Consider the following 16,708-nt stretch of genomic DNA (forward strand, 5'->3'; position numbering starts at 1 on the left):
GCAACCAGGTCAACTGCGCGGTTGACCCCGCCGCTGCGCCGTTCTTCACTCAGATCACCCGGATACCAAGGTGCCCGGCCAAAAGGGGTGCAAGCAGGCTGAGCTGGTAGTCATCGATGACCACGCCGGACAATCCGGCAAGTCCATTGATCATGCGGAAATCCGAGCCACGCAGGTCCACGTCCTTGAGTTTGGCCCCGGCGACATCCAACGTCCCAATGGTGCAATCCTTGAGCACCATCCGCGTCGCCGTACAGGCCCCGAGGTCGAGTTCGTTGATGATACAGCCCGTGATCACCACATCCGTCAGTTTGGATCCACGCAAATTGAGGAAGTCCAGCTTGCCGCCGTCGATCTTCACTGAATGCCAAGCGCCCTCGTACATCTCCGCGGAGCCCCAGCGCGGGTTGCTGATCTCGACTTCACGCCACGAAGTCCGCGCAGCAGTGAACACTGGTGCGTAGGGCTCATTCAGGATGCAGTCGCGGAAGGTCGCACCACGCAGCTGTGCCTCGTTGAAGGAGACTCCGTTGAATTCGCATTCGATGAAGTCCGCTCCGCTCAACTCGGCTCTGTCAGCCACGGCACGGGTGAGACGGACGCCGTCGTACCGTTCGCCGCGCTGGAAATCCGGGGCGGGATCGTCGCGGAGCTCGTCAAGCCTGATCGGGGAAATCCGGGGTGCCGTGACCTTTCCGACCGCCGCCACTAGAGCGACTCCGCTTTCGTCGCGATCTCGGCAAGATCCTTTGCGAGCGCCTTGCGCATGACCCCCATCCCGAGCTTTCCGAACACGGTCATCCCCAGCTTGCTGAGGAATGTCGGATTGAGGACCTCGGCGCCGAAGAACACCGTCAGTTCGGTCCCGCCGTCGCGCTCCTCCAAGGTGAAACGCGTGGTGTAGTCCGTGCCGCCTTGCCGCGCCTTGACGGTGGTGCTGCCCGGCGGTTCGCTCTGGGAAACCTGCATTTCCACGGTTTCCTCCCTGCCCATCATGGCGCGGGTTTCCTTCCAGCGCGTGCCCTCACCATAGGGTCCCTCGCTGAGCATCTGGATGGATTTGACGGCGGAAAGGGTCCTTGCCGAGCCCGGAATGTCAGAGATGACGGTCCAGACTTTCTCCCGGGAGGCGTTGACGTGCTGGCTGAGAGTGGTGCTGTGGTCCATGCATCGAGCCTAACTGCGACCGCAGACAAAAACAGCCGACAAGGCACTTGCGCGGTCTGGCAGGATTGCACCATGGTGCACATCGATTTGAGCACGGAGAGCGGGGCGGCGGGAGGCTCCCGCACACTGCAGGGGTACCTGGCGGAGCCTGACGGCGAGGGGCCCTTTCCCGGCGTCGTGCTTGTTCATGAGGCCTTCGGACTCGACGACGTGATGCGCCGCCACGCGGACAGGCTCGCTGCCGCGGGGTACTTGACGCTCGCCGTCGACCTCTACAGCGACGGCGGCGCGAGGCGCTGTCTCGTGGCGACCATGCGGTCCCTGGGCTCCGGTACGGGCCGGGCGTTCACAGACATATCGACGGCGCGTTCCTGGCTCCGCAGCGATGCCCGATGCACAGGAAAGGTGGGGGTCATCGGCTTCTGCATGGGTGGCGCCTTCGCCTTGCTCGCGGCCCATGACGACTTCGACTCCGCCTCCGTGAACTATGGCCCATTGCCGCGGAACCTGGAGCAGGCCCTGGAAGGCGCTTGCCCGGTGGTGGCCAATTACGGAGGCCAGGACCGGACCTTGCAGGGAGCGGCCGCCAAGCTGGAAGCCGCGCTCACGAACCTCGGAATCGAGCACGACGTCAAGGAATTCCCGACTGCGGGCCACGCCTTTTTGAACGACGCGCCAGTTGGGCCTCGGGCACTGAGGCCGTTGATGCGGGTGATGGGCATCAAGCCCGACCCTGTTGCTGCACCGGAGGCGTGGCAACGCATCGAGGACTACTTCGCGACGCACCTGAAGGGCTGAACAAAGTACGACGACGGGCGCCCCCTGAGCGGGAGGCGCCCGCCGTCGTCGGGCTGCTAAGGGGTGGGCTAGCTGAACAGCTCGCTCTTCGGTTCGTTGTTCTTGACCTTCTGCCAGCCGAGCCACAGGATCAAGGCGAAGAACGGGATGGTGGCCAAGGTCCAGAGGCCCAGGAGGAAGACCTCACCCGTGGCCTTGTCGGTCATGGTGTCCATGCCGATCAGCACGGTGATGGCCAGGAGGGCAATGAGCCCCACCCAGCTGGTCCAGGGGGAACCCGGCATCGGCAGGCTGGAGACGTTGCCCTTCTTCTTGCGCAGCGCAATCTGGCTGGCGAAGATCGAGCCCCAGGTGAAGATGACACCGATCGATGCCGTGTTCAGTGCGAGGTCGAAGGCGTGCGAACCACCCAACCAGATGTTGAGCAGGATGCCAACCAGGTAGACGGCGCCGATCGCCAAGATGGCCGCGTACGGCACGTGGCGGGTGGACATCTTCGTAAGCCACTTGGGGGCATGTCCGTTGTTGGCCATGGTGCGGAAGATCCGGCCGATCGAGTATAGGCCCGAGTTGCACGAGGACAGCGCGGCGGTGATGACGATCATGTTCATGACGTCACCCATCCACGGCAGCCCCATCTGGCCGAACACCGTGACGAACGGGGAGGTGCCCGCGTGGTACTGGTCCGAGGGCAGGAGCATCGCCAGGAGCGTGACGGAACCGACGTAGAAGACCACAATGCGGATCACGACGGCGCGGATCGCCTTGGGCACTTCGCGTTCCGGGTTCTGCATCTCGCCAGCAGTAATGCCGACCAGTTCGATGGCGTTGTAAGCGAAGATCACGGCGTTGAGGACCAGGATCATCACCAGGCCGCCCTTGGGGAACATGCCGCCGTCGGCAGCGAAAAGGTTGCCCACGGAAGCGTGGCCGGTGCCGACCTGCGCGTTGGTGATCACCATGAAGGTGCCCACGGCCAGGAAGATGAGGATCGCGGCGACCTTGAGGCAGGAAGCCCAGAATTCGAACTCGCCGAATGCCTTGACGCTGAACAGGTTCACGGCCACCAGCAGCACCAGCGCGGCGATGGCGGACAGTTCAACGGGGACGTTGGGGAAGAAGAACTGGAAGTACAGGCCAATGGCAATGAGTTCGGCGATGCCCGTCATGGCCCAGTTGATGAAGTACATCCAACCGGAAAGGAAGGCGCCCTTCTTGCCGAACATCTCACCGGCGTAGCTGACGAAGGAGCCGGAGGTCTGGCGGTACATGATCAATTCGCCGAGGGCCCGCATGAGCAGGTAGGCGATGACGCCGGCGATGGCGTAGGAGAAAATCAGGGCCGGCCCGGTGGAGGCCAGGCGTCCGCCGGCGCCCATGAACAGGCCGACGCCGATCGCGCCGCCCATCGCGATCATGGTGACGTGCCGGCGGCTCAGGGTCTTCTTGTAGCCCTCGGCGCTGAGGTTTTCGGAAGTTGTAGTGGTGCTGGGCGCTACCGGGGTTCCCGGCTCGCGCAAAAGGTCGGTTGTGGTGTTTTGAGGCACAGCTGTTCCTTGTGGGTTGAGGATATGCCGGGGGCCTGGCTCCAGACGTATCGGTACAGGCAATTCGAACTTTCGGCCTGTTGGCGAGTCGAATCAGTAGCGAAAACGCAGAAGCGTCGAAGGTAAATCCGGCAAAATCATCTTACCCGGTGATTCCGGCGGAGCGTGACGCGGGCAACAAAGTGGGCGCTACGCTGGACACATGGGCACCATTCCGCCGGCCGGCAGGCTGTACCGTTTCACGGGCCTGGACGCTGCGGCCGCCGGACTCTATGCGTCCCTGGCGACCGTTCTGAGCCTCGCCGCAGCCCCGGCGACAGCCTTCGTACAGGAGATGTTCCCGGACCCGGCCACCGCCGTCTATGCAGTCAACCTTGCTTTCTACGCTTCGGTCGGCCTCTTCGCGGCTGCGGCTGCGTGGCGCGTCATGGCCCGCGACCTCCTGATTCTGGCAACGCGCCCATGGTTCACGCTGGCCATGATTCCGCTATCCATCGTGGCCATGTTGGTGATCACCACCGTCCTGGTGACAGCTACTGGCTCCGTCAAGGAATCGCAGAACCAACTGGGCCTCCAGTCACTGGTCCAGCAACTGCCGGTTTGGGTTGTGGTGCCCTTGCTGGTGATACTCGGTCCCTTCGTGGAGGAATACCTGTTCCGGCACCTGCTGATCGGCAAGCTGTCCCGCCACGTCAACATTTGGGTCTGTTGCGTCTTGTCCGGGCTCTGTTTCGCCGCCATTCATGTGGTGGGACGTGAAGGGTTGGTACTTCCCGCCCTGGCTCCCTACCTCGGAATGGGCGCCGTGTTGGTGGCCGTCTATGTCTGGACGGGCAAGAACGTCATGTTTTCCTACTTCGTCCACGCCGCCAAGAACCTGTTGGCCCTCCTGCTCATCTACGCGATCCCCCCGCAACTCCTGGGCGGCTGACCAGCCCAACTAGCTCGCAGTAGATGTCGTTTTCAGGCCGCTAAGCGACAACAAATGCGAGTTAGTTGGGAAACCCGGACTGAAACTGTCCGCTAGGCACTTCCCCGGCCACGCGCCGTCGTCGTAGGTTCAGTCCATGGCACTGAACTTTCAGGTAGTAGTCGATTGCAGGAATCCGCATATCCTCGCCGACTGGTGGGCCGAGACGCTCGACTGGGTCGTGGAACCCCAGGACGAGGCGTTCATCCGGTCCATGGTGGATCAAGGGTTTGCCACCGAGGCTGAGACCACCACGCACAACGGCAACCTCGTGTGGAAGGACGGCGCGGCCATCGGCCCGGCGGAAGACCAGGACAAGGACACCCGCAGGCGTTTCCTCTTCCAGACCGTTCCGGAGGACAAGACCGTCAAGAACCGCGTCCACTGGGACGTGCGCCTCAATGGAAAGGATAAGGACGAGGTCCGCGCCGCATTGGAAGCCCGGGGCGCGAAGTACCTCTGGACAGCTAAGCAAGGGCCACACGAATGGCACACCATGGCCGACCCCGAAGGCAACGAGTTCTGCATCAGCTGAGCGGATTACTAGACTCGGAGGGTGAGCAACGACTTTCCCGCCAAGGTGTCCGACGTCTTTGACCCGTCGCGCTGGCGCACGGTGTCCGGTTTCGACGATTTCCAGGACATGACGTACCACCGGCAGGTCGAGCGGGACGCCGACGGAAAGGTGACGAGGGACCTTCCCACGGTCCGGATCGCCTTCAACCGTCCTGAGGTCCGCAACGCCTTCCGTCCCGGCACCGTTGACGAGCTTTACCGCGCCATGGACCACGCCCGGATGACTCCTGACGTTGCCACGGTCCTGCTCACCGGCAACGGCCCCTCCCCCAAGGATGGCGGCCATTCCTTCTGCTCCGGCGGCGACCAGCGGATCCGCGGCCGCGACGGCTACCGGTACGCCGACGGCGAGACGCAGGAGAGCATCGATCCCGCCCGCGCGGGCCGCCTACACATCCTGGAAGTCCAGCGGCTCATGCGGACCATGCCCAAGGTGGTCATCGCCGTCGTGAACGGCTGGGCCGCTGGCGGCGGGCACTCGCTGCACGTTGTCTCGGACCTCACCATCGCCTCCCGCGAGTACGGCAAGTTCAAGCAGACTGACGCCACCGTGGGAAGTTTCGACGCCGGATACGGCTCTGCGCTGCTGGCCCGCCAGATCGGGCAGAAAGCCGCCCGCGAGATCTTTTTCCTGGCACGTGAGTATTCCGCCGAGGACATGGTGCGCATGGGCGCCGTCAACGAAGCCGTGGACCATGAGCGCCTCGAAGAAGTTGCCTTGGAGTATGCGGCCGACATCGCGCGCCAGTCCCCGCAGGCCATCCGCATGCTCAAGTTCGCCTTCAATCTGGCCGACGACGGCTTGGCCGGTCAGCAGGTCTTCGCCGGCGAGGCCACTCGCCTGGCCTACATGACGGACGAGGCCGTGGAAGGCAAGGAAGCCTTCCTTGAGAAGCGCGATCCGGACTGGTCCAACTTCCCTTACTACTTCTAGGACTCGCCCGTGAACATCGATCCCGTCCTCAAGGCCCTGGCCGACGCCCTCCACGGCGAGGGTCCCGCCGTCGAAATCACCGTCTCGAAGGGCGGCGCCCCGGTGGCGGTCCCCGTTGAAACGCGCGGTTTCGATGACGCTGCTGTAGTGGTCCGCACGTCGGGTTCCACTGGCACGCCGAAGGCAGCTGTACTCACGGTGGATGAGCTTGCAGCTTCCTCCATGGCCACAGCCATCGCGCTTCGGGGCGAGGGACAATGGCTCCTGGCGCTGCCGCTGCAGTACGTCGCCGGGGTCCAGGTGCTGGTCCGCTCGCTTTTCGCGGGCACGCGTCCGTGGGCCATGGACCTGTCCAACGGCTTCACTCCGGAGGCCTTCACCGCCGCTGCCGAAGAGCTGACGGACACGATCCGCTTCACCTCCTTGGTGCCGACGCAGCTGCAACGGCTCCTGGACGCGCCCTCGCCGCAGACCTTTGCGGTCCTTCGCCGCTTCAACGCCATCCTCCTGGGCGGAGCGCCAGCCCCTGCAGGGTTGCTGGACGCCGCCAGGGAGGCCGGACTGAAGGTGGTGACCACCTATGGCTCGGCTGAGACGTGCGGCGGTTGCGTGTACGACGGAAGGCCGCTGGAGGGCGTCAGGGTGATGCTCGAGGACGACGGCCGTGTCCTGCTGGGCGGCGACACCGTGGCTTCCGGTTACCTAGACGCCGCCGAGGCGAGTGCCGAGGCGTTCTTCGAGGAAGACGGCATCCGCTGGTACCGCACCAACGATCTCGGCGAGCTCGCCGCCGATGGCACCCTCACCGTGCTGGGCCGCGCCGACGACGTCATCATCACCGGCGGCGTCAAAGCCTCCGCCGCGTTCATCCAGGCGGAGCTTGAAAAGTTCGACGGCGTCACGGCGGCCTTCGTGGCCGGGGTACCTTCCCGTGAGTGGGGCCAGGCAGTGGCAGCCTATGTGGCGGTCGAGGACAGCTCCCCGGAAGGCATCGAGGACTACAAAGCACGCTGCCAGGAAAAGCTCGGGGCCCTCGCTCCCAAAACGGTGCTTACGACCGACGGGCTCATCATGCTCCCCAACGGCAAACCGGACCGCTTGGCGATGATCGAGCTGCTCACCGAGGTGCATCAGGGAGAATAGACACGTTCTCCCCGACCGTCATCTGCCTTCCCCCAACGCGAAACAACACGAGGTACTGAACGTGGCAACAGCTTCACAATGGATTCAAGGCGCCCGCCTGCGCACCCTGCCCGCGGCGATCGCACCGGTGCTGATCGGCACCGCGGCCGCCTACGAGCTGCAGTCTTTCCGAGTCGTGAATGCCGTCCTCGCTGCCCTCGTGGCCCTTCTGCTCCAGATCGGGGTCAACTATGCCAACGACTATTCGGACGGCATCCGGGGCACTGACGAGGACCGTGTGGGTCCGCTCCGGTTGGTCGGTTCCGGCGTGGCGCGCCCAGACCACGTCAAATGGGCCGCTTTCGGCTCCTTCGGCCTAGCCATGGTGTTCGGCTTGGTCCTGGTGGTCATCACGCAGAGCTGGTGGCTGATCTTGGTGGGACTTGGCTGCGTTCTCGCTGCTTGGGGATATACCGGTGGCAAGAACCCCTACGGCTATATGGGCCTGGGCGACCTGTTCGTGTTTGTCTTCTTCGGGCTGGTGGCAACGCTGGGCACCACCTATACGCAGGCCGGGCAAGTGAGCCTTCCGGCGGTTATCGGCGCGATCGGCACGGGATTGATCGCCTGCGCCCTGCTGATGGCCAACAATGTGCGGGACATCCCGACCGACATGGTGGCGGGCAAGCGGACCCTGGCCGTACGGCTGGGCGACCGGCATGCCCGTGAGAGCTACGTCCTGATGTTGGCCGTCGCCATCCTGTTGGTTGTGGTGCTGGCACCCACCAAACCGTGGATGCTGATAGTGCTGCTGCTGATCCCGGCCTGCCTCATGCCGGCCTGGCTCATGGTCAACGGCAGGAAGCGCAAGAGCCTCATCCCGGTGCTGAAGCAGACCGGGATGATCAACCTTGGCTACAGCGTGCTGTTCTCGCTGGGCCTTGTGCTGAGCCACGGTTTCTAAGGCTCGATCTTTGTGAGCGAGCGTTGGCTCGTAAGGCCGGATATGTGAGCGAGCGTCTCCCCCGCCGATCCTCGCTCACTTTTATGCCGGTTTGGGCCGACCCTCCTGCAGCTTTGAGCTTCTAGAATTCCTTGGGGCGCCGATCGTTTTCGACTTTTACCACGGGATTTTCATCCACCAAACGGTCCTCGACCTCGGCGTCTTCGATCTCCAGTGCGGAGCGGATGGGCTTGGCGCGGCCTGTGAAACGTTCGCGCATGGCGGCAGTGGCGGCGTCGCGCTGCTTCTGGAAGAACAGGTAGCTAATCGCGAATGCGATGAGGCCTGCGAAAATCACCGCCAGCAACCAACCCGTCTGCAGGAAGACGAACAGGACGAACAGCGGAACGAAGAGCGCCATGCGGATCAAGGAGTATTTGAGGAAAGCCACGAATCAAGTTTAGCCTCACACCCTGATTGCACCCTGATCGCACAGCTTTCACCGGACCCGGCGGCGACTAGACTTGACGGTATGCTCCGCGTTGTTGCAGTTGTCCTCGTCCTGCTCGTGTACGTCTATGGGCTGGTGGACGTCATCCGCACGGACCGCCGCTCTACCCGGGGAATTTCCAAACCCGCCTGGATCATTGTCGTGATATTGCTGCCGATCCTCGGAGCCATTCTCTGGTTCATCCTGGGCCGGCCCTACAACAGCCGCCCCACGCCGCAGCCCGCGAGCCACCCCACCGCCCCCGACGACGACCCCGACTTTCTCCGGAACCTGGAGATCCGCCGTCGCAACCAAGCCGAAGCCGAACGCCTCAAGAAGCTCAAGGCCGAACTCGAAGCCAAGGAACGCAAACTCAAGGGCGGATCCAACGCCGAAGACAGTGGCGACGTCAACACCTGACCGCTCAAGGCACCCTTCCTTCCTGACCTCTTTTGAGACGCGAACGACGGCGACACGCCCGCTTGTGCGGGGTGTCGCCGTCGTCGTTAATTCATCAAGGGTCAGGAAGGGCGCGGAACCAGCCCGCGGGCCAAAACCTTACTGCGCGAGACCCGAGTAAGAGTGCAGCCCGTTGAAGAACTGGTTCACGATGGTGAAGTTGAAGATCACGCACAGGTAGCCCACGATCGACAGCCAAGCAGCACGCGTCCCGGTCCAGCCACGGGTGGCGCGGGCGTGCAGGTAGCCTGCGTAGACCACCCAGATGACAAAGGTCCAGACTTCCTTGGTGTCCCAGCCCCAGAAACGGCCCCAAGCCTTCTCGGCCCAGATGGCGCCGAACATGAGGGTGAAGGTCCAGCCCACGAATGCCACCGTGTTGATGCGGTAGGACAGGTTCTCCAGGCTCAAGGCATTCGGAACCAGGCGCATGAAGCCCAACTTGTCCAAGCCGCCGGCCATCAAGACCTTCTGCCGGTGCGATTGCACCAATTGCAGCGCGGACATGGCGAAGGTCAAGGTGAACAGGGACGCTGACATCACGGCGATGGAGACGTGGATGACCAGCCAGTAGCTCTGCAGTGCCGGAACCAAGTGGCCCACGGGGGTCCAGTACGCCACGGAGGCGGCCACCAGCATGATCACTGCCAGGCCAAGGACAAACGTGCCCAGGAAGCGCAGGTCGCGGCGGATGAGCGACAACAGGAAGACGACCACAACCAGGAACGCGCCGGTGGTGAGGAACTCGTACATGTTGCCCCACGGCACGCGGCCTGCGCCGATCGCGCGCGTGATCACGCCGGCACCGTGGATTGCCACACCGATAATGGCGACCGCGACGGCAACACGAGCGGGAATGCGGCGCTCGGCGGCGTACTTCATGTCGCCGCCGGCGGTCTGGCTGACGGAGGTGACCGCCGACGTCGGACGCTCAATGCGGCCGGCAGGTCCCCCGACGTCGTTCCCCCCAGCGCGGCCGGCAGCAACCGAAACCTTGGCCTCGGGGGCCACCGCGAAAGCTGCCTTCAGGTCCACCGCGCGCAGCGTCTTGCTGCTCTTGGCGAGGTCCCACGCGAAAGCGACGAACGCCACCGTGTAGGTGCCGGCCGCGAGCAGCATGAAAAGCTCGCTGTATTGGCCCATGGTTTCGTTGATGGGGAACATTACTGGTCCTTCGAGGTTGAGGAAGAAACGGTGTCGGTGGACTGCTCTGTGGTGAGCAGCCATTCGCGGTGCAGCAGTTCGCGGATCGCGGCAGCTTCGCCGGCCAGCCTGTGGTCCTCGCCGCGGGCAAGGAGACCGTACTCCACCATTGTGCGCCCGTCATCGTGGGTTCCAGTCCGGACCCAGACGCGGCGCCGGTTCAGGTAGAGCGAGAGAATTAAACCGGCAACCGCCAGAAGCGCAAAGATGAGCGCAGTGGCCTGGCCTGGATTGTGGTGAATGTCAACGCCAACATACTTCTTGACGCCGTCGAAAGTGATGCTGCCCTTGCCGTTCGGAAGGGTGTAGGTGCCCCCCAGGGCGAGCGCGATGGCCTTATCAGCCATGCCCCGGCCATTGAGCGGAGTCAGCTTCGCTACGTCAAGTTCGAAGACGTTCTGCGGGGCCCCCTTGTTCAGGCCGAGATCACCATAGTACGAGTTGAGGTTCAATTGCGGGTTGATGAGCTCGGGATCCCCACTGAAGGCGACACCCTTGTCCGTGACCATTGCGGTGGGGAGGAAGAAGCCCGCGAAGCCAAGCTGATCGGGCTTGGCATCGGGAACCTTGATGACCACTGAGGAGTAGTAGTTGTCACCTTGCAGCTTGGCCACCACGGGTCCCTGCATAGCGACGTTGCCGGCACCGTCCCGCACAGTGACCACGGGAGCGTAGCCGTTGCCCGTCAGGTAGATGCTGGTGTCGCCAAGCATCACGGGGTCGTTGACCTTGAGAACCTGCTTCTTGGCGGGCGCGTCCGGTGTGTCCTTGGTGGTGACGTCCGCCGTGAAGTCGATGGGCTGGCCGAAGTGCGCTGGCGATTCCCGATCAAACTTGGCGTCGAACTTGTCCAGCTGGATGGAGTACGGCTGCAGCCAACTGCTCTGGAAGTTGGTGCCCGGGCTGAATTGGTCATAGCCCACCAACGTGTTCACGAAGGTATCGCCCTCCACCAGGATGCGCTGCCCGCTGTAGCCGAACAGCCCGCCGACGGCAACGGAAACCAGTACCCCGATCAGCGAGGCATGGAACACCAGGTTCCCCACTTCCTTGAGGAAGCCGCGCTCGGCACCCAAGGAAGGCATGGCGCCGTCGACGTCGCGCACCTCCACGCGGTAGCCGCGCTTCTTCAGCACCGCAGCGGCATCCGAAATAGCCTTCGACGCCGGGATCCCGGCGTCGGCGGGCAGCACCAGTGTGCCGTACTCCGGCAGTCGGGACAGACGTTTGGGCGTCCGCGGCGGTTGCGAGCGCATCGCCTTGTAGTGGGCGATGGCCCGCGGCGTGACGCAACCAATGAGCGAGATGAACAGCAGAATGTAGATGGCCGAGAACCAGGCCGAGGAGTACACGTCGTAGAGCTGCACCGAGTCAAGGATCTTGCCGTAATCCGGGTGGTCCTTGATGTACTGCGTCACGATTGAAGGGTTCGCCGGGCGCTGCGGGAACAACGAGCCCGGGACCGCCGCGACGGCCAAGAGCAACAGCAGGAACAGCGCGGTACGCATGCTGGTCAGCTGGGTCCAGGCCCAACGCAGCATGCCGACGATCCCCAGGACCGGCAGTGCTGCCTGGGCTTTAGCCCTGTCAACTGCCTTGTCGATCGCCTTGTCACCCGCGTTGCCAGCTTTCGCGGATTCGCTGGCGGACTTGTTGGACTTCTTTTTACCTTGCACGGGCTCGCTCATCAGATCGGCAACTTCACATCGGTTTGGAACCAGTACTGCAGCCCGGTAACCCAGGCGCCCCATACTCCCGTGGCCATCAGGATGCCGAGGAGGATCAGAATGCCCCCGCCCATCCGCTGGATGGCCAGGCGGTGTTTGCGGAAGAAGGACATCACACCGATGCCCCGGCGGACTGCGAGGGCGATCAGCAGGAAGGGGATACCCAGGCCAAGACTATAGACAAACGCCAGGAGTGCCCCCTTCGCCGCGGACGATCCCCCGGAGAGGCTCAGCAGCTGGACGGCGGAATAGGTCGGGCCGATACACGGCGCCCAGCCCAGCCCGAAGGTGATGCCCAACAACGGCGCACCCCACAGCCCGGCAGGAGGCTTGGCATGGATTTTGGCGTCGCGCTGCAACCAGCCAAAGCCGCCCAGGAAGACGACGCCCATGATGATCACCAGTGCGCCCAGCAATTGCGTGATCCACGCATTCTGCGGGCCGGTGATGAGGGTCCCCAACTGGCCAAAGGCACCGCCGAGCAGGACAAAAATCACGGAGAAGCCAAGGACGAACAGGCCGATTCCCGCGAGCATGCGCCCGCGCTTCTGCTTTTGGAGGTCGACGCCGGTCAGCCCGGTCACGTAGCCAAGGTAGCCAGGGACCAGGGGCAAGACGCATGGCGACAGGAAGGACACGAGTCCGGCCAGCAAGGCCACGGGAATGGCCAGCAGCAAGGAACCACTCAGGATGGTCTCGGCGAAGGGGCTGTTCACGCTGTCAGTGTCACCTACTCCGCAACCGCGGACGTAATGAGTGCTTTGAGGGTGCTCTTCTCGATTTCACCCAGGACTCGGGAGGCAACCTTGCCTTCTTTGTCCAGGACCAAGGTGGTGGGGACTGCTCCCGGAGGCACAATGCCGGAGACGGACAGCAGCACGGCGCCGTCCTTGTCATTGAAGCTGGGGTAGGTGAGCTTGAAGGTCTGGTCGAACGCATCGGCCGTGGCCTTCTCGTCCCGGAGATTCACGCCGTAGAACTGGACGCCCTTGCTCTTGAACTCCTGGTGCAGCTCTTCAAGGATCGGCGCCTCCACGCGGCACGGCGCGCACGCTGCGAACCAGAAGTTGAGGACAGTCACCTTGCCGAGCAAGTCCTGCGGAGCTATGGCAGTTCCGTCAAACAAAGTGCCCTTGATTCCGACGGCGGCCTTGCGGTCCGTTTTGGCGAATTCCGTCACCGAGCCGTCTCCGGCGACGTAGTTCTTGTTGTCGCCGGCTTTAGCCTGCTTCGCGAGTGCGTCTTCCTGGGCACAGGCGGACAGGCCCATGGTCAGTGCGGTCAGCGCCACTCCCCCCGCGGCGAGGATGGTGCGGCGGGAGGTCAGAGTTGCCCTGGTGGTCTCGGGGCCGGGGGTATTGCGGTCCATTCTCATGCTCCGGAGGTGCTCGCGGCTCCGGGCAGCAGCACGGCGGCGGGTTCGCTGTACTCCACCCGCGCAACCTTGCCGTCGTCGTCGAACACCAGCGACGTGAGTGACGTCAGCGTGCACTCGCGTTTGCGGGGATCGTGCCACAAGCGTCGCCCCTCCGCGCTGAGGCGCGTGGCGTAGATGGGAAGTTGGTGGCTGACGAGGATGGCCTCCGCGCGGTCGCCGCCGAGCCCGATCGCCTTCAGACGGGCGTCCTCGACGGCGGCACGCATCCGGGTGACCTGGTCCTTGTAGGACTCGCCCCAGGACGGACGCAGCGGGTTGCGGTACTCGAACCAGTGCTTGGGCTTGATGAACTCGGAGACGCTGGCCTTGAGCCCTTCGAAGTGGTTCTCGGCCTCAATGATCCGTGGTTCTGTGTGGATCTGAAGTTCCAACGCTTGGGAAGTGGGAAGGGCGGTTTCCTGCGCACGGGTCAACGGCGAGGAGACAAGGTAGACGATGTTCGCCCCTTGCGCGACGCGGGCAGCGAAGTGGTCCGCGAGCATCTTTGCCATCTCGCGGCCGCGTTCGGAGAGGTGGAATTCGGGCAACCTGCCGTACAGAATACGGTCGGGATTGTAGACCTCGCCATGGCGGAGCAGATGGACAGTTGCTTGGGGCATGTTTACCAGTTTCTCAAAGAAGGCGGGCGATCTGAAATCTTCTACGTTTCGTAGAACTGAAACTTTCTCCAGAATGTTCCCTGAAGGTGGAATAAAAGATGCATTTGCATGTTTATACTTGACACAAGGTTCGGTTGACACTTCAACTAAGTGTCGCCGAACGTCCGACGAAGCTACGACCCAACCTTCCCAAGGAGAACGCCATGACACTTCCCGCCAACGTCACCACCGGCATTTGGACCCTCGACAACTCCCACAGCGAGATCGGCTTCACCGTCCGCCACGCAGGCATCAGCAAGGTCCGCGGCCAGTTCACGGAAGCCGAGGCCACCCTGGAACTCGGCAGCGGCCTGTCTGACTCCAAGGTTGCCGCCACCATCCAGACCGCCAGCTTCGACTCGGGCGACGCAAACCGCGACGGCCACGTCAAGGGCGAGGACTTCTTCGACGTGGAGAAGTTCCCGGAAATCACTTTCGTCTCCCGCCACGTCAAGGCCAACGGAGACAGCTTCGACCTCGTGGGCGATCTGAGCATCAAGGGCGTCACCAAAGAGGTGACCATCGAGACCGAGTTCAACGGCGTGGCCGTTGACCCGTTCGGCAACACCCGGGCAGGCGTCTCCGGTGAGACCACCATCAGCCGCAAGGAGTTCGGCCTGACCTGGAACGCAGTGCTCGAGGCCGGCGGCGTGCTGGTCAGCGACAAGGTTGTCATCAACCTCGAGCTGGCATTCATCGCACCTGCCGCCTAGGCTGCCTGCCTCCTCGTCTGAATGGCGCCTTCGGGGCTGCGCGCGATCCATCGTGCAGCCCCGGAGGCGCCATTTCGTTACTTGCGGTGTCACCCGCCTATTGTTCGGCCAAAAGCCGATACTTAGCGGCGAATTGGCCAAGAATTTCCTATGAATCCTTAAACCTCAGGTCTACAGTGATGCCATGAGTAACCCAAACGAAGCTCCTCAGCCTCAGCAGCCCGGTGCTCAGCCACCGCAGCCCGGAGCCCAGCCTCAGCAGCCCGGAACCGTCCCTCCTGCGGGTTACCAGCCTCCGCAGGGATACCCAGCACCCCCCTCCTACCAACAGCCAGCCCCCGGTTACCAGCAGCCAGCCCCCGGCGGCCCCCAAACGGGCCAACCCGGGCATGCCGAAGGATTCCACTTCGAGATGCCCACCGACGCTCCCAAGAACTTCAACGACGTCCTGCCCAAAGGTGGCTTTTCCGGCATGTTCAACGTCACCGGAATGCCCATCGAGCTGAAGGTCTCGTACTGGATCTGGCTTATCGGCGGGCTCTTGGGCCTCCTGGGCGGCCTGCTCGGGCTCTTTGGGTCCATGGTGCTTTTCGCGCTCGCGCCGGGACTCGCCGTCGTCGTCCTCCTTTTGGTACTGGTGGCGCTGGTTGTCGCGGCCGCCCAGATCGTCTTCGCGATGAAGATGAAGGAAGGCAAGGAGTGGGCCCGGCTCGCACTGACCGTCATTGCGGGTATTTCCCTGATTCTCTCGATCGTGGGAGGAGCGATGGCCAGCGGACAGAGCAACAACTGGTTCAGCTTTGTCATCAGCCTTGTGGCAACCGTCTTGATGTGGCTGCCCAATTCCCAGGCGTGGTTCAAGTCAGCGAAGAGCAGCGTCTAGCTCCAACGTTCCAAGCGGACTTTCAAGCTGAAGGCCGCGGCAGGACCTTCTGGGGACCCCGCGGCCTTCCCTTTGTCCCCGGAACCATCCAAGGAATTGCCGAAGCTCCTTCAGGGAGAATTCTTCGCCTGAATCATCCCGAGCGTTGTTCTGCCGGGGTACGGTGGAATTAAGCCAAGCTGGGGGCAGAGGCACGTTGCACCCGGCAGCCGTATCTGCAGTCGACACGCAAAGGAATGCCATGAGCACCCCTCCGTACCCGCCATCCACTCCAGGCGAAGATCCCACACCTGAGCCACCCAAATACGGCCAGCAGGCACCGCAACAGGGCCAGCAGGCACCGCAACAGGGCCAGCAGCCTCAGTATGGCCAGCAAGCACCGCAGTATGGCCAGCAGGCCCCCCAGCAGCCGCAATACGGTCAGCCCTCCGTCCCGCAGTATGGCCAGCAGGCCCCCCAGCAGCCGCAATACGGTCAGCAGGCCCCGCAGTACGGCCAGCAGGCCCCCCAGCAGCCGCAATATGGTCAGCCCTCCGTCCCGCAGTACGGACAGAGTGGACCCGTCACGTGGCCGAGCCAGCAGCCTGCTTCGACGTCAGGTGTCCCGCAACTGGTCAACATCTCTTTCTGGCTCATCGTCGCCGCTGGCGTTCTGACCTTGATCGGGATTCCGTTTGCCATTGCGACGCTGAATTCTCCCGCTGGCAAGAGCATGATCGATCAGGCCTTGTCTGCACAGGGAGCCAACGCTTCAGGCATGGACACCAACAGTGTCATCAGCCTCGTGGTCACCATCACGGTTGTTTTCTCGGTGATCTTCGCGGGACTCTACGCTCTGGTTGCATTCAATGTCCGCAAAGGCAAGAACTGGGCCCGCATCCTGGGTACCGTCTTTGCCGCAATTTCCCTGTTGGGCCTGACCCAGATCGGTTTGGGCACCGTCACCATCCTCTTGGGCATCGCCGCGATCGTGCTGCTGTACTTGCCGGGCTCGGCCCCGTATTTCCGGAAGGCCCAGCCATTCGCGAACCCCTACAACCAGGCGCCGTACGGCCGCTAGGCCTAAGGCTCTTCGTCCTGTAGGCGCACGGCTCAGCAAA

General features: G+C 63.2%; 19 protein-coding genes. 10 read left to right on the forward strand and 9 right to left on the reverse strand.

Going from position 1 to position 16,708, the window contains the following annotated elements; genetic code table 11:
- Positions 1–49: 49 nt before the first annotated feature.
- Positions 50–709 (reverse strand): pentapeptide repeat-containing protein, encoded by a 660-nt coding sequence (locus HNP00_RS10370; RefSeq protein ID WP_184738666.1) that lies wholly within the window; start codon positions 707–709, stop codon positions 50–52.
- Complete coding sequence (locus tag HNP00_RS10375) at positions 709–1,167, reverse strand: SRPBCC family protein (protein ID WP_184738668.1); 459 nt, start codon at positions 1,165–1,167, stop codon at positions 709–711. Before HNP00_RS10375 ends, HNP00_RS10370 begins: the two co-directional genes overlap by 1 nt.
- A 72-nt stretch (positions 1,168–1,239) precedes the next feature.
- Here HNP00_RS10375 and HNP00_RS10380 point away from each other — a divergent pair, with 72 nt between their 5' ends.
- The gene (locus HNP00_RS10380) at positions 1,240–1,965 is read left to right on the forward strand and encodes a dienelactone hydrolase family protein (RefSeq protein WP_184738671.1); all 726 of its coding nucleotides are present in this window, start codon (positions 1,240–1,242) and stop codon (positions 1,963–1,965) included.
- Between the two features lie 68 nt (positions 1,966–2,033).
- On the opposite strand, the gene HNP00_RS10385 is transcribed toward HNP00_RS10380, so the two are convergent.
- Positions 2,034–3,512 carry an amino acid permease gene (locus HNP00_RS10385; protein WP_184738673.1) on the reverse strand — a complete coding sequence of 493 codons (1,479 nt, stop codon included), beginning with the start codon at positions 3,510–3,512 and terminating at the stop codon, positions 2,034–2,036.
- 202 nt (positions 3,513–3,714) lie between these two features.
- On the opposite strand from HNP00_RS10385, the gene HNP00_RS10390 reads away from it, so the two are divergent.
- The 5 genes from HNP00_RS10390 to HNP00_RS10410 all read left to right on the forward strand — a co-directional run bounded on the left by HNP00_RS10390 (position 3,715) and on the right by HNP00_RS10410 (position 8,078).
- Positions 3,715–4,443: a CPBP family intramembrane glutamic endopeptidase gene (locus HNP00_RS10390; protein ID WP_184738675.1), complete on the forward strand. Its 729-nt coding sequence runs from the start codon at positions 3,715–3,717 to the stop codon at positions 4,441–4,443.
- A 136-nt stretch (positions 4,444–4,579) separates the two neighbouring features.
- The gene (locus HNP00_RS10395) at positions 4,580–5,017 is read left to right on the forward strand and encodes a VOC family protein (RefSeq protein WP_184738677.1); all 438 of its coding nucleotides are present in this window, start codon (positions 4,580–4,582) and stop codon (positions 5,015–5,017) included.
- Between the two features lie 21 nt (positions 5,018–5,038).
- Positions 5,039–5,992, forward strand: a complete 954-nt coding sequence (locus HNP00_RS10400) for a 1,4-dihydroxy-2-naphthoyl-CoA synthase (protein ID WP_184738679.1) — start codon at positions 5,039–5,041, stop codon at positions 5,990–5,992.
- Between the two features lie 9 nt (positions 5,993–6,001).
- The gene (locus HNP00_RS10405; RefSeq protein WP_184738681.1) at positions 6,002–7,135 is read left to right on the forward strand and encodes an AMP-binding protein; all 1,134 of its coding nucleotides are present in this window, start codon (positions 6,002–6,004) and stop codon (positions 7,133–7,135) included.
- 61 nt (positions 7,136–7,196) lie between these two features.
- Positions 7,197–8,078, forward strand: a complete 882-nt coding sequence (locus HNP00_RS10410; protein WP_184738683.1) for a 1,4-dihydroxy-2-naphthoate polyprenyltransferase — start codon at positions 7,197–7,199, stop codon at positions 8,076–8,078.
- Positions 8,079–8,199: 121 nt separating this feature from the next.
- Here HNP00_RS10410 and HNP00_RS10415 read toward each other — a convergent pair whose 3' ends face one another.
- Entirely contained in the window at positions 8,200–8,508 is a 309-nt protein-coding gene (locus tag HNP00_RS10415) for a DUF4229 domain-containing protein (RefSeq protein WP_184738685.1), read from the reverse strand.
- An 81-nt stretch (positions 8,509–8,589) separates the two neighbouring features.
- On the opposite strand from HNP00_RS10415, the gene HNP00_RS10420 reads away from it, so the two are divergent.
- Positions 8,590–8,967 carry a PLD nuclease N-terminal domain-containing protein gene (locus HNP00_RS10420; protein WP_184738687.1) on the forward strand — a complete coding sequence of 126 codons (378 nt, stop codon included), beginning with the start codon at positions 8,590–8,592 and terminating at the stop codon, positions 8,965–8,967.
- A gap of 138 nt (positions 8,968–9,105) precedes the next feature.
- Here HNP00_RS10420 and ccsB read toward each other — a convergent pair whose 3' ends face one another.
- The 5 genes from ccsB to HNP00_RS10445 all read right to left on the reverse strand — a co-directional run bounded on the left by ccsB (position 9,106) and on the right by HNP00_RS10445 (position 13,973).
- A complete protein-coding gene (gene ccsB, locus HNP00_RS10425) occupies positions 9,106–10,170 on the reverse strand; it encodes a c-type cytochrome biogenesis protein CcsB (protein WP_184738689.1) in 1,065 nt (354 codons plus the stop codon).
- A complete protein-coding gene (locus HNP00_RS10430; protein ID WP_395893814.1) occupies positions 10,170–11,750 on the reverse strand; it encodes a cytochrome c biogenesis protein ResB in 1,581 nt (526 codons plus the stop codon). The genes ccsB and HNP00_RS10430 overlap by 1 nt, the downstream gene beginning before the upstream one ends.
- A 146-nt stretch (positions 11,751–11,896) precedes the next feature.
- Positions 11,897–12,652: a cytochrome c biogenesis protein CcdA gene (locus HNP00_RS10435; RefSeq protein WP_184738693.1), complete on the reverse strand. Its 756-nt coding sequence runs from the start codon at positions 12,650–12,652 to the stop codon at positions 11,897–11,899.
- A 14-nt stretch (positions 12,653–12,666) separates the two neighbouring features.
- Positions 12,667–13,305: a TlpA disulfide reductase family protein gene (locus HNP00_RS10440; protein WP_260404891.1), complete on the reverse strand. Its 639-nt coding sequence runs from the start codon at positions 13,303–13,305 to the stop codon at positions 12,667–12,669.
- Positions 13,306–13,307: 2 nt separating this feature from the next.
- Complete coding sequence (locus tag HNP00_RS10445; RefSeq protein WP_184738697.1) at positions 13,308–13,973, reverse strand: histidine phosphatase family protein; 666 nt, start codon at positions 13,971–13,973, stop codon at positions 13,308–13,310.
- 203 nt (positions 13,974–14,176) lie between these two features.
- Between HNP00_RS10445 and HNP00_RS10450 the strand changes: the two genes are divergently transcribed.
- The 3 genes from HNP00_RS10450 (at position 14,177) to HNP00_RS10460 (ending at position 16,668) form a co-directional block, all read left to right on the forward strand.
- Positions 14,177–14,725 carry a YceI family protein gene (locus tag HNP00_RS10450; RefSeq protein WP_184738699.1) on the forward strand — a complete coding sequence of 183 codons (549 nt, stop codon included), beginning with the start codon at positions 14,177–14,179 and terminating at the stop codon, positions 14,723–14,725.
- A 184-nt stretch (positions 14,726–14,909) separates the two neighbouring features.
- Positions 14,910–15,608, forward strand: coding sequence for a hypothetical protein (locus HNP00_RS10455; RefSeq protein ID WP_260404912.1), 699 nt, complete (start codon positions 14,910–14,912; stop codon positions 15,606–15,608).
- 241 nt (positions 15,609–15,849) lie between these two features.
- Positions 15,850–16,668 carry a hypothetical protein gene (locus tag HNP00_RS10460; RefSeq protein WP_184738702.1) on the forward strand — a complete coding sequence of 273 codons (819 nt, stop codon included), beginning with the start codon at positions 15,850–15,852 and terminating at the stop codon, positions 16,666–16,668.
- Positions 16,669–16,708: the final 40 nt, after the last annotated feature.

Origin of the sequence: Arthrobacter sp. AZCC_0090 (assembly GCF_014207375.1) — a bacterium.
Taxonomy (GTDB): Bacteria; Actinomycetota; Actinomycetes; order Actinomycetales; family Micrococcaceae; genus Arthrobacter.

Bases quoted from the DNA above. Each gene is read 5' to 3' on its own strand.
- ccsB (WP_184738689.1), bottom strand. From the start codon at position 10,170: ATGTTCCCCATCAACGAAACCATGGGCCAATACAGCGAGCTTTTCATG.
- HNP00_RS10445 (WP_184738697.1), bottom strand. From the start codon at position 13,973: ATGCCCCAAGCAACTGTCCATCTGCTCCGCCATGGCGAGGTCTACAAT.
- HNP00_RS10380 (WP_184738671.1), top strand. From the start codon at position 1,240: ATGGTGCACATCGATTTGAGCACGGAGAGCGGGGCGGCGGGAGGCTCC.
- HNP00_RS10375 (WP_184738668.1), bottom strand. From the start codon at position 1,167: ATGGACCACAGCACCACTCTCAGCCAGCACGTCAACGCCTCCCGGGAG.
- HNP00_RS10460 (WP_184738702.1), top strand. From the start codon at position 15,850: ATGAGCACCCCTCCGTACCCGCCATCCACTCCAGGCGAAGATCCCACA.
- HNP00_RS10395 (WP_184738677.1), top strand. From the start codon at position 4,580: ATGGCACTGAACTTTCAGGTAGTAGTCGATTGCAGGAATCCGCATATC.
- HNP00_RS10390 (WP_184738675.1), top strand. From the start codon at position 3,715: ATGGGCACCATTCCGCCGGCCGGCAGGCTGTACCGTTTCACGGGCCTG.
- HNP00_RS10450 (WP_184738699.1), top strand. From the start codon at position 14,177: ATGACACTTCCCGCCAACGTCACCACCGGCATTTGGACCCTCGACAAC.
- HNP00_RS10430 (WP_395893814.1), bottom strand. From the start codon at position 11,750: ATGCTGCGTTGGGCCTGGACCCAGCTGACCAGCATGCGTACCGCGCTG.
- HNP00_RS10455 (WP_260404912.1), top strand. From the start codon at position 14,910: ATGAGTAACCCAAACGAAGCTCCTCAGCCTCAGCAGCCCGGTGCTCAG.
- HNP00_RS10420 (WP_184738687.1), top strand. From the start codon at position 8,590: ATGCTCCGCGTTGTTGCAGTTGTCCTCGTCCTGCTCGTGTACGTCTAT.
- HNP00_RS10440 (WP_260404891.1), bottom strand. From the start codon at position 13,305: ATGGACCGCAATACCCCCGGCCCCGAGACCACCAGGGCAACTCTGACC.